Annotated in this window: 11 protein-coding genes; 6 read left to right on the top strand and 5 right to left on the bottom strand. The window is 68.9% G+C overall.

Going from position 1 to position 14,195, the window contains the following annotated elements; all coding sequences use genetic code 11:
- The first annotated feature begins 61 nt into the window (after window positions 1–61).
- From ABZT04_RS35745 to ABZT04_RS35720, 6 genes are all read left to right on the top strand, one after another.
- On the top strand, window positions 62–1,528 hold the full coding sequence (locus ABZT04_RS35745; RefSeq protein ID WP_356061865.1) for a cellulose binding domain-containing protein: 1,467 nt from the start codon (window positions 62–64) through the stop codon (window positions 1,526–1,528).
- A gap of 274 nt (window positions 1,529–1,802) precedes the next feature.
- The gene (locus ABZT04_RS35740) at window positions 1,803–3,101 is read left to right on the top strand and encodes a carbohydrate ABC transporter substrate-binding protein (protein ID WP_356061862.1); all 1,299 of its coding nucleotides are present in this window, start codon (window positions 1,803–1,805) and stop codon (window positions 3,099–3,101) included.
- A complete protein-coding gene (locus tag ABZT04_RS35735) occupies window positions 3,098–4,078 on the top strand; it encodes a sugar ABC transporter permease (protein ID WP_356061859.1) in 981 nt (326 codons plus the stop codon). The genes ABZT04_RS35740 and ABZT04_RS35735 overlap by 4 nt, the downstream gene beginning before the upstream one ends.
- A complete protein-coding gene (locus ABZT04_RS35730; RefSeq protein ID WP_356061856.1) occupies window positions 4,075–4,968 on the top strand; it encodes a carbohydrate ABC transporter permease in 894 nt (297 codons plus the stop codon). Before ABZT04_RS35735 ends, ABZT04_RS35730 begins: the two co-directional genes overlap by 4 nt.
- Before the next feature lie 40 nt (window positions 4,969–5,008).
- Complete coding sequence (locus ABZT04_RS35725; protein WP_356061854.1) at window positions 5,009–6,325, top strand: glycoside hydrolase family 36 protein; 1,317 nt, start codon at window positions 5,009–5,011, stop codon at window positions 6,323–6,325.
- The gene (locus ABZT04_RS35720; RefSeq protein ID WP_356061851.1) at window positions 6,322–8,316 is read left to right on the top strand and encodes a beta-galactosidase; all 1,995 of its coding nucleotides are present in this window, start codon (window positions 6,322–6,324) and stop codon (window positions 8,314–8,316) included. Before ABZT04_RS35725 ends, ABZT04_RS35720 begins: the two co-directional genes overlap by 4 nt.
- 1 nt (window position 8,317) lies before the next feature.
- Here ABZT04_RS35720 and ABZT04_RS35715 read toward each other — a convergent pair whose 3' ends face one another.
- The 5 genes from ABZT04_RS35715 to ABZT04_RS35695 form a co-directional block, all read right to left on the bottom strand.
- On the bottom strand, window positions 8,318–8,998 hold the full coding sequence (locus tag ABZT04_RS35715) for a hypothetical protein (protein WP_356061848.1): 681 nt from the start codon (window positions 8,996–8,998) through the stop codon (window positions 8,318–8,320).
- 116 nt (window positions 8,999–9,114) lie between these two features.
- The gene (locus ABZT04_RS35710) at window positions 9,115–10,653 is read right to left on the bottom strand and encodes a histidine ammonia-lyase (protein WP_356061845.1); all 1,539 of its coding nucleotides are present in this window, start codon (window positions 10,651–10,653) and stop codon (window positions 9,115–9,117) included.
- A 161-nt stretch (window positions 10,654–10,814) separates the two neighbouring features.
- Window positions 10,815–12,245 carry a GH1 family beta-glucosidase gene (locus ABZT04_RS35705; RefSeq protein WP_356061842.1) on the bottom strand — a complete coding sequence of 477 codons (1,431 nt, stop codon included), beginning with the start codon at window positions 12,243–12,245 and terminating at the stop codon, window positions 10,815–10,817.
- A 91-nt stretch (window positions 12,246–12,336) separates the two neighbouring features.
- Window positions 12,337–13,242 (bottom strand): carbohydrate ABC transporter permease, encoded by a 906-nt coding sequence (locus tag ABZT04_RS35700; protein ID WP_356061839.1) that lies wholly within the window; start codon window positions 13,240–13,242, stop codon window positions 12,337–12,339.
- Window positions 13,239–14,195 (bottom strand): sugar ABC transporter permease (locus ABZT04_RS35695; RefSeq protein WP_356061835.1); only part of this gene is annotated, 957 nt, incomplete at its 5' end. The genes ABZT04_RS35695 and ABZT04_RS35700, both read right to left, overlap by 4 nt.

Here is a 14,195-nt window from a genome sequence, read left to right as displayed (position 1 = left end):
TCCGGCTCGCTAGCGTGCTGCCGCACCCACCCCCCCCGCGGACAGTGAAAGCAGGCACGCCATGAGCACGCACCGGCGCAGGATCAGCAACAGGAACAAGGTGATCGGCGGAGCGGTCGCCGCGGCGGTGGTCGGTGGCGGAGCGATCATGCTGACCGGCATCGCACAGGCGGCGAGCGTCGGCGCGGCCTACACCAGGACAAGTGAGTGGTCGACGGGGTACACCGCGCAGTACGTCGTGACGAACACCACAGGTGCCAGGGAGAAGGACTGGACGCTGGAGTTCGACCTGCCGTCCGGCTCGACCCTCAGCTCGCTGTGGAACGCCGAATCGAGCGTGAGCGGGCGGCATGTCACCGTGAAGCCGCCGAAGTGGGACACGGACGGTCTCGCGGCCGGTGAGTCGGTCACCGTGGGCTTCGTGGTCAGCGGCACCGGCCAGCCGACCGGCTGCCTCATCGACGACGCCCAGTGTTCGACGGACGGCACCGCGACTCCGGAGCCGAGCGGCCGCCCCACGCAGACGGCCGCGCCGACCCCCACGACCTCGTCGAAGCCCACCGCCTCGCCGACCCCCACGTCCACGCCCACCCCCACCGCCTCCCCGTCCCAGAGCAGCGGCACCGGGACGACGGCGGGCGCGGTCTTCGCGCCGTACGTCGACACGTCCCTCTACCCGGCCTACGACCTGCTCGCGAACGTCGCCGCGACCGGTGTGAAGAACTACACACTCGCCTTCATCACCGACGGCGGCGGCTGCACCCCCAAGTGGGGCGGTGTGACGGATCTCGCGAGCGACGGCGTGGCCTCCCAGATCGGCGCCCTGCGCGCCAAGGGCGGCGACGTCCGGGTCTCCTTCGGCGGTGCCTCCGGCTCCGAGCTGGCGACGACCTGCGGCTCGGCGAGCGCGCTGGCCGCGGCCTACGGCAAGGTCGTCGACGCGTACGGCCTGACCAAGGTCGACTTCGACGTCGAGGGCGGCGCGCTGCCCAACACGGCGGCGAACACGATCCGCGCGCAGGCGATAGCCAAGCTCCAGCAGCAGCACCCGAACCTGGACGTCTCCTACACCCTCCCGGTGATGCCCGAGGGCCTCACCCAGGACGGGGTGAACCTGTTGTCCAATGCCAAGTCCAACGGCGTGAAGATCAACACGGTCAACATCATGGCGATGGATTACGGACCGGCGTACAGCGGAGATATGGGAACGTACTCACAGCAAGCGGCTACAGCGACTCAGGCCCAAGTCAAGAGTGTTCTCGGGCTCTCTGAAGACGCTGCATGGAAAGCGGTTGCTGTGACGCCGATGATCGGCGTGAACGACGTGTCATCGGAGGTCTTCACGGTCGAGGACTCGAACCAACTGGTCGCGTTCGCCAAAGCGAAGGGTCTGGGCGGTCTCGCGATGTGGTCCGCGACCCGTGACAAGCAGTGCGCGGGTGGAGCCAAGCCCACCGCGGACGCGACCTGCAGTTCGATCACGCAGGCCCCGTCCGCCTTCTCCAAGGCCTTCTCCGCCTTCCAGTAGGCGCCGCGCGGTCCCCGCGAGCCCCACAAGCCACTCACAGGCCCAATGGCCCCAGGTGGCCCAGGGCGGACGCACAGCCACTCGACTGTGCGTCCGCTTCTTTTGCTCCATCGTGTCGATTACGTTTCGACAAATGAAGGCATCGGGTGTTGACGCATGACCAGACATAGGACTGTTATTACGCCACCGTGTTTGGTCGCGTTGGTTTCTGGTCGGTTACGACGACCTGGGGCGTGGCGCATTCCGGCCGAACCCCGTCCCTCAGGAGCCGTTCATGCCCGACTTCTCTCTCCCCGCCGCCAGCCGCCGCTCAGTCCTGCGCGGGATAGGCGGCGCCGCCGTCCTCGGAGCCGGCATACCCCTGCTGTCCGCCTGTGGCAGCAGCGGCAGTTCGTCCGACACCAAGACCGTCACCGTCGGCTCCAACGACTCGGACGCCGTGCCGAAGAAGGCGTACGCGGCCGTGTACGCGGACTTCAAGAAGCAGTCCGCCCTCACCGTCAAGGTGAACACGAAGGACCACAACACCTTCCAGGAGCAGATCAACTCGTATCTGCAGGGCACCCCGGACGACGTGTTCAAGTGGTTCGCGGGCTATCGCATGCAGTTCTTCGCGGCCAAGAACCTGGCCTCCCCGATCGACGACGTGTGGGAGAAGATCGGGGCCAACTTCCCCGACGCGATGAAGAAGCTCAGCAAGGGCGCGGACGGTAAGTACTACTTCGTGCCGATGACCACGTACCCGTGGGCGATCTTCTACCGCAAGAGCCTCTTCGCGGCGAAGGGCTACTCCGTCCCCACCACCTGGGACCAGCTGGTCGCCCTCTGCAAGCAGATGAAGAAGGACGGGCTGGTCCCGATCGCCTTCGGCGACAAGGACGCCTGGCCGGCGATGGGCACCTTCGACCAGATCAACTTCCGCCTCAACGGCTACGACTTCCACAAGGCGCTGATGGCGGGCACCGAGTCATGGACCGACGCCAAGGTCAAGGCCGTCTTCGACCACTGGGCCGAGCTGCTCCCGTACCACCAGGACGGCTTCATGGGCCGCACCTGGCAGGACGCCGCCCAGGGCATCGTGTCGAAGAAGTCCGGCATGTACCTCCTCGGCTCCTTCGTGGCACAGCAGTTCACCAACAAGGCCGACCTCGACGACCTCGACTTCTTCGCCTTCCCGGAGATCAACTCCGCGTACGGCCAGGACACCGTCGAGGCGCCCACCGACGGCTTCATGGTCTCCAAGTCCCCCAAGAACCACGCCGGTGTCGTCAAGCTCTTGGAGTACCTGGGCAGCCCGGCCGCCGAGGAGCTCTACCTCAAGGGCGACCCGAGTGTGGTGGCCGCCTCCAACAAGGCCTCCACCGCCGCGTACTCGCCGCTGCAGAAGAAGGCGTTCGACATGATCGGCGCCGCCAAGAGCCTCACCCAGTTCATGGACCGCGACTCCCGTCCGGACTTCACCTCGACGGTGATGCAGCCCGGACTGCAGAAGTTCCTCCAGAACCCCAAGGGCGTCGACAGCCTGCTGTCCTCGATCGAGCGCCAGAAGAAGACGATCTTCGCCTCCTCATGATCTCCGAGACGACTACGACGAGCCCGGAGGCGGACGCCGTCCTGCCTCCGGGCCCCGCGCCTGAGAAGAAGCGGGTCCCGCAGGGCGCCAAGCGCCTGCTGACCCGCCGTGACCGCATCACGCTCGCCCTCATGGCGGGCGTTCCGACGGTCCTGCACGTGGCCCTCGTATGGGTCACCGCCCTCGCCTCGATCGCCCTGGCCTTCACCAGCTGGGACGGCATCGGCTTCGACACGATCAAGTGGGTGGGGCTGGACAACTTCCGCCAGCTGTTCACCGACAACCCGCAGTTCTGGCCCGCACTTGAGCACAACGTCATCTGGTTCGTCGTGCTCATCCTGCTGCCGACCCCCTTCGGCCTGTTCCTGGCCGTCCAGCTGGACAAGAAGATCCGCTTCAGCCGCGTCTACCAGACCGCGTTCTTCCTGCCGGTCGTCATGTCGCTGGCGGTCACCGGATTCGTCTGGCAGTTGATCTACAACCCCGACACCGGCCTGATCAACAGCCTCATCGGCGCCAACAAGCCGGGCCACTACATCGACTGGATCGGCGACCCCAAGCTCAACCTGTGGGCCGTCCTGATCGCCGCCTCCTGGCGGCACGCCGGCTACATGATGATCCTTTACCTGGCCGGCCTCAAGGGCGTCGACCCGTCCCTGCGGGAGGCCTCCGCACTGGACGGCGCGAACGAGTGGCAGACGTTCAAGAACGTCATCTTCCCGACGCTGCGCCCCACCAACACGGTCGTCCTGGTCGTCACCATCATCGAGTCGCTGCGCGCCTTCGACCTGGTCTTCGTCTTCAACAAGGGCGCCCAGGGCACCGAGTTGCTGTCGATCCTGATCACCAACAACATCATCGGCGAGTCCAGCCGGATCGGTTACGGATCGGCCATCGCCGTCGTCCTGCTGGTCATCTCCCTCGCGGTCATCATTCCGTACCTGATCGCGACCTTCCGGAAGGAGCGGCGCGCATGACCACCCCCACCGCCGCGCTCGGCGTGAAGCAGCGCACCCCGCTGCGCCCGGCCCGGGTCCTGCTGCACACGTTCCTCGTCGTCACCTCGCTGGCCTGGCTCGCCCCGCTGCTGTGGGCGGTCTACGCGGCCCTGCGCCCGTACTCGGAGACCAGCAACAAGGGGTACGTCTCCTGGCCGGACAAGCTGAGCTTCGCCAACTTCACCAACGCGTTCCAGCAGTCCGACATGATCCACTACTTCGTCAACACACTGATCATCGCGGTCCCAGCCGTGCTGCTCACGCTGCTGTTGTCGTCGATGGTCGCGTTCTACGTCAGCCGCTTCGACTTCCGGCTCAACATCTTCCTGCTGCTGGTGTTCACGGCCGGCAACCTGCTGCCGCAGCAGGTCATCATCACCCCGCTGTACCGCATGTACCTGCTGATCGACCTGCCCGGCATCACGATGAGCGGCAAGCTCTACGACTCCGCGCTCGGCCTGGTCCTCATCCATGTGGCGTTCCAGTCCGGCTTCTGCGCCTTCGTGCTCAGCAACTACATGCGGATGCTGCCGCACGAGCTGACCGAGGCGGCCCTGGTGGACGGCGCGTCCGTCTGGCGCCAGTACTGGCAGATCGTGCTGCCCCTGTGCAAGCCCGCGATGGCGGCCCTGGCCACCCTGCTCTCGATCTGGATCTACAACGATTTCTTCTGGGCGATCGTGCTGATCTCGACCGGCGAGAACATGCCGATCACCTCGGCCCTGAACAACCTCTCCGGCCAGTACTTCACCGACCCCAACCTGGTCGCCGCCGGCGCCCTGCTCACCGCGATCCCGACCCTGATCGTGTACTTCGCGCTCCAGCGCCAGTTCGTCAGCGGTCTCACGCTGGGCGCCAACAAGGGCTGACGGCCCGCCCGTCGCGCCCTTCTGTCGAAAGAGAACCACCGTGTACGACCACCCCTTCACCCCGCTCGTCTCCGTCCCCGTGGACCCGCGCACCGCCCGGGTCCACGAGGAGGGCTGGCAGTCCTGGAGCCCGAGCGGCGCCTACGCCCTCGGCGCCCGGCCGCACCGGCCGACCGACGCCAACTGGGCGACGGTGTGCTACCGCCCCGGCGCCACCGTCCCGGCCGGCGTCTTCCAGGGCGAGGGTCTGCTCGCCCTCGACCCGGGCGACGGCTCACCGGCCCGCCTGTGGGCGGCGGTCGACCCCACCGGACCGGTCCCCTCGATCCGGCTGGTGGTACGGGACGGGGTGGCGGAGGTCGCCGCGGACGGCCCGGTGAAGGAGCTGACGGGCACCGGCATCCAGACGGTGCTGGGCGACTGGGCCGACGGCCTCGGCGTCACGGCCCCCCGCCCGGCGCCGACGGTCTGGTGCTCCTGGTACGAGTACTTCACCGTCGTCACCGAGGACGACATCCACGAGAACCTGCGCGCGATGGACACCCTCGACCTCCCGATCGACGTCGTCCAGATCGACGACGGCTACCAGAAGGCGCTGGGCGACTGGCTCACGTTGTCCGGCCGCTTCCGCTCCCGGGCCGCGATCGCCGACGCGATCCGCGCCCGCGGCCGCAGGGCGGGCATCTGGACGGCGCCCTTCCTGGTCGACCCCGCGAGCGACCTCGCCGCCGACCACCCGGACTGGCTGGTGCGCGACGCGGAGGGCGGGTTCGCGCACGCGGGTCGCAACTGGGGCCACGACCTGTGCGTCCTGGACACCACCCACCCGGGCGCGGCGGCATACCTGACCAACGTGTTCGCCACCCTGCGCGCCGAGGGCTACGACTACTTCAAGACCGACTTCCTGTACGCGGGCGCCCTGGACGGCCTACGGCACAAGGAAGTCGACGCCGTCGAGGCCTACCGGACCGGCATCGCGCTGATCCGCGAAGCGATCGGCGAGGACGCCTATCTGCTGGGCTGCGGCGCGCCGATCCTCCCTTCCATCGGCCTGTTCGACGCGATGCGGGTCAGCCCCGACACGGCACCGCACCGCCGCCCCGAGGCCGACGACTACTCCCAACCCGGCCAGGATCCCGCGGAGTTCACCGGCGCGGCCCGCCAGTGGCAGCACGGCCGCCTCTGGGTCAACGACCCCGACTGCCTGATGGCCCGCCCCGCGGTGGAGACCAGGGAACGCTGGGCGGCCCATGTCGAGGCGACCGGCGGCCTGATGGCCTCCAGCGACCGGCTGCTCTCCCTCGACCAGTGGGGCGTGACGACAACGCGCCGCCTCCTGATGGGAGTTGAGCGATGACCATTGCATACGGCGGCGACTACAACCCCGAGCAGTGGCCCGAGGAGGTCTGGGTCGAGGACATGCGCCTGATGCGCGAGGCCGGGGTGACGATGGTCAGCATCGGCATCTTCTCCTGGGCCCTGCTGGAACCGGCCGAGGGCGTCTACGACTTCACCCTCCTGGACCGCGTCCTGGACCTGCTCCAACACAACGGCATAGCCGCCGACTTGGCGACTCCGTCGGCCGCACCCCCGGCGTGGTTCTTCCGCGCGCACCCGGAGGCCCTGCCGGTCGACCGGGACGGCCGAAGACTGTCGTACGGCAGCCGCCAGACGTTCTGCCCGTCGAGCCCCGCCTACCGTGCGGCCGCTCTGCGGATGGCCGGCGAGCTGGCACGCCGGTACGCCGAACACCCGGCGGTGGCGATGTGGCACATCCACAACGAGTACGGCTGCCACAACCCGGCCTGCTACTGCGACGAGAGCGCGGAGGCCTTCCGGCGCTGGCTGCGCGCTCGGTACGGAGACAGCCTGCCGGCCCTCAACACCGCCTGGGGCACGACCTTCTGGAGCCAGTGGTACTACGACTGGAACGAGGTCCTGCCGCCCCGTGCGACCGGCGCGGTCCCCAACCCGACCCACCAACTGGACTGGCGCCGCTTCTGCAGCGACGAGTTGCTGTCCCTGTACACGGCGGAGCGGGAGGTGCTGCGGGAGGCCGCCCCGGCGATCCCCGCCACCACCAACTTCATGGTGATGTTCAACTTCGACGCGCTCGACTACTGGCGCTGGGCACCGGAGTTGGACGTGGTGTCGAACGACCACTACCTCCGCTCCACGGACCCCGAGTCGGAGATCGACATCGCGATGAGCGGCGACCTGGTCCGCTCCCTCGCCGGCGGCCGACCGTGGCTGCTGATGGAGCACTCGACGGGCGCGGTGAACTGGCAGCCCGTCAACAGGGCGAAAACGGCAGGCGAGTTGCGTCGCAACGCGCTCGCCCACGTGGCCCACGGCGCGGACGGCATCGCCTACTTCCAGTGGCGCGCGGCGAAGGCGGGCGCCGAACAGTGGCACTCGGCGATGCTCCCGCACGCGGGCACGGACAGCGCCATCTGGCGGGACGTGGTCCAACTGGGCGCCGATCTGAGGTCGTTGGCGGAGATTGAGGGCAGCACCGGCACGGCCTCGGTGGCCGTCGTCTGGGACTGGAACGCCCGCTGGGCCCTGGAACTCCCCTCCCAGCCGAGCGAGGAGCTCCGCTACCTGGACCAAGTCCGCTCCTGGTACGAGCCGTTGTGGCGCTCCGGCGTGGCGGTGGACTTCGTACGCCCCGACGCGGACCTGTCCCCCTACCGCCTGGTGTTGGCGCCGAGTCTCTACCTGGTGGACGACACGGGCGCGGCCAACCTGACCGGCTTCGCCGCGTCCGGCGGCACGTTGGTCGTCGGCTTCCACAGCGGGGCGGTGGACGAGAACTGCCATGTACGGCTGGGCGGTTACCCCGGCGCGTTCCGCGGGGCACTGGGCATACGGACGGACGAGTTGTTCCCGTTGCTGCCGGGCGAGTCGCTCGGCTTGAGCGACGGGGGCACGGCTTCCCTGTGGTCGGAGCGGGTCGCGCTGGCGGGCGCCGAGCCGATCACGTCGTACACGGAGGGCCCGTTGGCCGGCGTCCCGGCGATAACCCGCAACACGCACGGCACCGGCACGGCCTGGTACGTGGCCACGCGCCCCGACCCGGCGACGCTCGGAGCCCTCCTGGACCGCATTCGCGCGGAGGCGGGCGTGGAGCCGGTGCGGGTGACGCCGGAGGGAGTGGAGGCGGTGGTGCGACGCGGGACGGACGCGGACTACCTGTTCCTCATAGACCACGGAGGGCGGGGTGCGGAGGTGCCGGTCGCGGCCGGAGCGGTCGAACTCCTGACCGGCGAGCGGGAGTTGGGCGGCTCGGTGAGCGTCCCGCCGGGCGGAGTGGCGGTGGTCCGGGAGCCGCGCCGACTCGACTGACTCAGAACGGCCCGGGCCCGCCGAAGCCCCCGAACATCCCACCGTGCGGCGGCCCGTGATGGTGGAACCCGTCGAACAGCGCGTCCGCGAGCAACATCCCACCGACACCGGCGGCACCGGCGACGAGGGCGGTCTTCCACCACGGTGTGCTGTACCAACCCCCGGGCATGGAAAGGCCGTTGACGACCCCGCCGGGGTAGTAGTACGGCGTGCCGGTGCCGGGCCGCGCGGAGGCGGTGTACGTCTGCCCACCGACGGTGACCTGCCCACCGGCACCCTGCTCCGGCAACGCGGGCCCCGGGTCCAGCCCGAGCGCGCCGCGGGCGGTCCGGATGTGATGCAGCCCCTCGATGGCGGTCTGGGTCACCAGTCCGTACTGCATGGGGGAGTAGGCGGTGGCGAGCTGCCCCTCGGCCGCCCGGTGCCGCTCGGCGGCATCGGCGAGCGCCTGCCGCGCGGCCGTGTTGCCACCCGCGTCCAACGTGGACAGGCTCCCCCCGAGTCGCTCCACCCACCGGGTCGCTTCGGCACCGGCATCGGCATCGGCGTCGTAACTCTGCGAAGCGAGCCCGGGGCCGTAACCGGTCCCGAACCGCGAACTCCCGCCCGCCGCCTGCCTCTTACCGAAGGCGACCGCTCCGCCGACGATCAGGGCCAGCAGCACCAACACGATGAAAAACATGACGTCCTCCCGTCTGCGCCGGGATCGAATCACCCCGTACAGGGAGATCAGACGTGGTGGGGCTGAGGGGTGGCTGGAGGGGGTCTGAGGGGTGGCTGTGAATGCGGCGAACGCCCTCAGCGGTGCAGCGGACCGATCACGTTCTCGACCACCCGCACCGCCTCCCCACTCCGCACCAGCTCGACCATGTGCTCGATGTCGGCATGGAAGACCCGGTCCTCATCAACCGTCGGCACCACCTCCCGAATCCTCCCCCGCACCGCCTCCGCAGCCGGCGAAGGCGCCAGCGGCGCCAGCAGATCCAGTGCCTGTGCCGCGCACATCAGCTCGATCGCCACGACGTAACCGAGCTTCCGCGCCGCCCGATACGCCTTCAGCGCCGCCAGGTACGCGTTGCTGACCGTGTCCTCCTGGTTGGCCGAGGTGGTGACGTTGTCCGCCGATGCCGGTACCGCCATGCCGCGCAACTCCATGGTCAGGCCGGCGGCCGTGTACTGGGCGATCATGTAGCCGCTGTTCAGACCCGGTTCGCGGACCAGGAAGGCCGGCAGCTCGCTGAAGTTGCTGTTGACCAGGCGGTCGGTGCGGCGTTCGGAGGTCTTGGCCAGGACCGTCATCGCGTTCACCATGGTGTCGGCCTGGATGCCGACGTACGTGCTGTCGCAGTTCGCCCCGCTCAGTGCCACCCCGTCCTCGCCCTCGGGGTGGATGACCGGGTTGTCGCCCACGGAGTGCAGTTCCTCGACGATGACCTCCCGGGCCTGCGCGAGCGCCCGCTTCGCTCCGCCGTGGATCTGCGGGACGGCGCGGAGGGACAGGCTGTCCTGGAGGCGGTGGTCCAGGAACTCCGCGCTGATCTCGCTGGACTCCGTCAGTCGTCGTAGGTTCTCGGCGACCGCCGCCTGCTCGGGGTGCCGCTTCCGTTCCTGGAGCCGGGCGTCGTAGGCGCGGATCGTGCCCTTGAGCGCCTGCACCGACAGGCTCGCGGCGATGTCGGCGGTGGTCGCCGCGACGCCGGCGTCATGGGCGGCCAGGACGGCGATCGCGGTCACCGAGTGCGTGCCGTTGGTGAGCGACAGGCCTTCCTTGGCGGCGAGCCGGGTCGGCTGCTTACCGATGCGGGCCAACGCCTCGGCGCCGGGCAGGAGTTCGCCACCGTACGACGCCCGGCCCTCTCCCAGGAGTACGAGCGCCATGTGCGCCTCGGGGGCCAGGTAGCCCACGGAACCCTCGCCGGGCACATGCGGAGTGACCCCGGCGTTGAGCATCCGCCGGATCAGTTCCAGGGTCTCGAAGCGGATGCCGGAGTAGCCCTCGCCGAGGCCGACCAGTTCCATGAGGGCGATGGCGCGGACGATCTCCGTGGGGAGCGGTTCGCCGACCGACACGGCGTGCGAGCGCACGATGTTGCGCTGCAGGCGCTCCGCGTCCGCCGGGGCGATGACCTCCGTGACGTTGTTGCCGAAGCCGGTCGTGACCCCGTACACCAGTCGGTTCTCCGCCAGGAAGCGCTCGACCAGCGCGCGGGACTTGCGCACCCGGTCGACGTACGTCGCGTCGAACTCGACCCGCGCGCCGTGCCGGGCGACCGCGACGAACTGCTCGACGGTGATCGGCTCCCGGCCCAAGGTGACCGTCACGGGTATCACGGACATCTCCTCGCCCTTGGCATGCTCTCATTCACTTGCCTGGTGAATGAATCATTTTATTTAGAGCTTGGCAAGGGTGGGAGATGTCCCGAGGTCAAGGGGGCAACGCGCGAGGCGCGGCACGTCCCCTAGGCGTGCCGCGCCCCGTCCCCCGGTGCCCCCGTCGGTCAGGCGTCCCCCGCCGTCGGGAGTGCCCCCGTCCGAGCCGCCTCGCCGTACCACCGCGCGCTCGACTTCGGCGTGCGTGCCAGCGTCGCGTAGTCCACGTACACCGCCCCGAACCGCTTCTCGTAGCCGTACGCCCACTCGAAGTTGTCCATCAGGGACCACAGGTAGTAGCCGCGTACGTCCGCCCCGTCCGTGATCGCCCGCCGTACCGCCGACAGATGGCCGTGGAGATAGGCGATCCGCTCGGGGTCGTGGACGTTGCCCTCGGGGTCGGGCTTGTCGTCGTAGGCCGCGCCGTTCTCCGTGACGTACAGGGGCAGGCCCGGTGCCTCGCGGACGTACCGCATGATCAGGTCGTAGAGGCCCGTCGGGTCGATCGTCCAGCCCATCTCCGTGCGCTCGCCGGGGGTCTGGAGGAACGCCACGTCGTCCGCGCCCGGCCAGGGGGAGTACGCGCTCAGGCCGTGCCCGTCGGCGCGCGGGCTGCCCGCCGGGGCCGCCTCGGTCGCCTCCACCAGGGTGGGGGTGTAGTAGTTCAACCCCAGCGCGTCCAGCGGCTGGTGAATGAGCGTCAGGTCGCCGTCCAGGACGTACGACCAGTCCGTGACCGACCTCGTCGCGTCGAGCAGCGACTGCGGATACGACCCGTGCAGCATCGGACCGTGGAACACCCCGTTGGCCAGGTCGTCGATCTTCCTCGCCGCCGCCAGGTCCGCCGGTGACTGCGAAGCGGGCCTGACCACCGACGAGTTGAGGCTCACCGCGATCGAGTTGCGGGCCGGCATCGCGGCGCGCAGCGCCGAAGTGGCCAGCCCGTGCGCCAGGTTGAGGTGATGGGCGGCCTTCAGCGATGCCGCCGCGTCCGTACGGCCCGGCGCGTGCACCCCCGAGCCGTAGCCCAGGAACGCGCTGCACCACGGCTCGTTGAGCGTGATCCACTGCTCCACGCGGTCGCCCAGCGCCTCGCCCACGATCTGCGCGTACTCGGCGAAGCGGTACGCCGTGTCGCGCTCCGGCCAGCCGCCCGCGTCCTCCAACTCCTGGGGCAGGTCCCAGTGGTAGAGGGTGAGCGCCGGCTTGATGCCGACCGCCAGCAGCTCGTCCACCAGGCGGCGGTAGAAGTCCAGGCCGACCTGGACCGCCGGGCCCCGGCCGGTCGGCTGCACCCGCGACCAGGAGACCGAGAAGCGGTACGCGCCCAGCCCCAGGTCCGCCATCATCGCCACGTCGTCGCGGTAGCGGTGGTAGTGGTCGACAGCGATGTCACCGTGCTCGCCACCGGCCGTACGGCCCGGCGTATGACTGAAGGTGTCCCAGATCGAGGGCGTACGACCGTCCTCCCGCACCGCCCCCTCGATCTGGTACGCGGAGGTCGCGGCGCCCCAGAGGAAGGCGGGAGGAAAGGTCACGGGGGTCACGGGCTCAGGCATGGAAGCGCTCCCATAAAGGGTCGTGGAGACCAATGAGTAGGCGGAGGGGGGAGGGGGGCCGAGCCTGTTGTGCCCGGCCCCGCGTCGGGCGTCAGCCCTTTACCGCGCCCTGCATGATTCCCCCCACGATCTGCTTGCCGAACAGGAGGAAGGCGATCAGCAGGGGCAGCGTGCCCAGCAGCGCGCCCGCCATGATCACCGACTGGTCGGGGATGTAGCCGGTGCCGAGGGAGTTCAGGGCGACCTGGACCGTGGGGTTCTGCTGGTTGAGGGCGATGATCGGCCAGAGGAAGTCGTTCCAGGCCATCACGAAGGTGAGGAGGCCGAGGACCGCCATGGCCGGGCGCGCGGCCGGGAAGACCACGTGCCAGACGACCCGCAGACTGCTCGCGCCGTCCACCCGCGCCGCCTCGATCAGCTCGGTGGGCAGCGCCTGGACCAGGTACTGGCGCATGAAGAACGTACCGAAGGCGCTGACCAGGGTCGGCAGGATCACCGTCTGGAGATGGTTGGACCAGTGCAGGTCCGACATCCACAAGTACAGCGGTACGACGGCCAGTTGGGGCGGGATCATCATCGTGCCGATGGTCAGCAGGAGCAGCGTGCTGGAGAAGCGGAACTTCAGCTTGGCGAAGGCGAAGCCCGCCAGGGTGGAGAACAGCACGGTGCCGATGGTGATGCTGCCCGCGACGACCGTGGAGTTGAACATCGCGGTGCCCATGCCGGCCTGGTCCCAGGCCGTCTGGAGGTTCTTGAACAGGTTCCCGCCGAACCACAGCGGCGGCGGGGTCTGAGCGAGCCGCTGGTTGGTGCGCGAGGCCGCGATCGCCGTCCACACCAGCGGGGCCAGCGAGACCAGCGCGAAGACGACCAGGACGACGTAGGTCAGCGGGCCCGCGTGCATCTGCTTGCCCGCGCCCATCACCCGGCGGCGCGGTCCGCGTGCCGCCCTGGCCGGTGCCTGATCCTGAGGGAGTGTCAATTCACTTGTGGTCATTGGGACTTCCTCAGCCGTCGGGTGAACAGCAGGTTGATCGCGGCGACGATCAGCAGGATCAGGAACATCGACCAGGCGATCGCGGACGCCTTGCCGAGGTTGCCGATGATCCAGCCCTGGTCGTACATGTACAGACCGAGCGTCTGGTACTGGTGCTCGGAGCCGCCCTTCGAACCGCTGACCCCGCCGAACAGCAGGGGCTCGCCGAAGAGTTGGGTCGCGCCGATGGTGGAGACGACCACCGTGAAGAGGATCGTCGGGCGCAGTTGAGGGATCGTCACATGGCGGAACTGCTGCCAGCGGTTCGCGCCGTCGATCGCCGCCGACTCGTACAGGTCGGCCGGGATCGCCTGCATCGCCGCCAGATAGATCAGCGCGTTGTAACCCGTCCAGCGCCAGATCACGATCGACGACACCGCGAACTGCGAACCCCAGGTCGATTCACGCCAGTTGACCGGGTTCACCCCGACGAAGTGCAGCAGCCAGTTGACCATTCCGCCGTCCCACGAGTACAGCAGCGTGAAGACGAGGGTCGCCGCGGCCACCGAGGTGGCGTACGGGGTGAGCATCACGACCCGCCACACGGTCGAGCCGCGCAGCCGGTAGTTGAGCAGATGCGCGATCCCGATCGCCATCAGCAACTGCGGCACGGTGGAGATCAGACCGATGGTGAAGGTGTTCTTCAGGGCGTTCCAGAAGAAGTCCGAGGACAGCAGGTTCTGGTAGTTGTCCAGCCCCGCCCACGTCTTGTGGTCCAGCGCCGACAACTGCACGTTGTGCAGCGAGTACCAGGCCGTGTACAGCAGCGGGATGAGGCCGAAGGCCCCGAAGATGATGAAGAAGGGGGAGATGAACGCGTACGGCGCCGCCTTCATGTCCCAGCGGTACAACCGGCTCCGCCACGGACTCGGGGCGGGCGCCGGCGGCGTACCGCGACCGCCGGCGCCGCGGGC

Origin of the sequence: Streptomyces sp. NPDC005492, from assembly GCF_040605995.1 — a bacterium.
In the GTDB taxonomy this organism is placed as follows: Bacteria; Actinomycetota; Actinomycetes; order Streptomycetales; family Streptomycetaceae; genus Streptomyces.
The sequence above is the reverse complement of the archived record's forward strand: the minus strand, read 5'-3'. Positions and strand labels throughout refer to the sequence as shown.

Coding starts and splice junctions, on each gene's coding strand:
- ABZT04_RS35745 (WP_356061865.1), top strand. CDS start 62: ATGAGCACGCACCGGCGCAGGATCAGCAACAGGAACAAGGTGATCGGC.
- ABZT04_RS35740 (WP_356061862.1), top strand. CDS start 1,803: ATGCCCGACTTCTCTCTCCCCGCCGCCAGCCGCCGCTCAGTCCTGCGC.
- ABZT04_RS35735 (WP_356061859.1), top strand. CDS start 3,098: ATGATCTCCGAGACGACTACGACGAGCCCGGAGGCGGACGCCGTCCTG.
- ABZT04_RS35730 (WP_356061856.1), top strand. CDS start 4,075: ATGACCACCCCCACCGCCGCGCTCGGCGTGAAGCAGCGCACCCCGCTG.
- ABZT04_RS35720 (WP_356061851.1), top strand. CDS start 6,322: ATGACCATTGCATACGGCGGCGACTACAACCCCGAGCAGTGGCCCGAG.
- ABZT04_RS35715 (WP_356061848.1), bottom strand. CDS start 8,998: ATGTTTTTCATCGTGTTGGTGCTGCTGGCCCTGATCGTCGGCGGAGCG.
- ABZT04_RS35710 (WP_356061845.1), bottom strand. CDS start 10,653: ATGTCCGTGATACCCGTGACGGTCACCTTGGGCCGGGAGCCGATCACC.
- ABZT04_RS35705 (WP_356061842.1), bottom strand. CDS start 12,245: ATGCCTGAGCCCGTGACCCCCGTGACCTTTCCTCCCGCCTTCCTCTGG.
- ABZT04_RS35700 (WP_356061839.1), bottom strand. CDS start 13,242: ATGACCACAAGTGAATTGACACTCCCTCAGGATCAGGCACCGGCCAGG.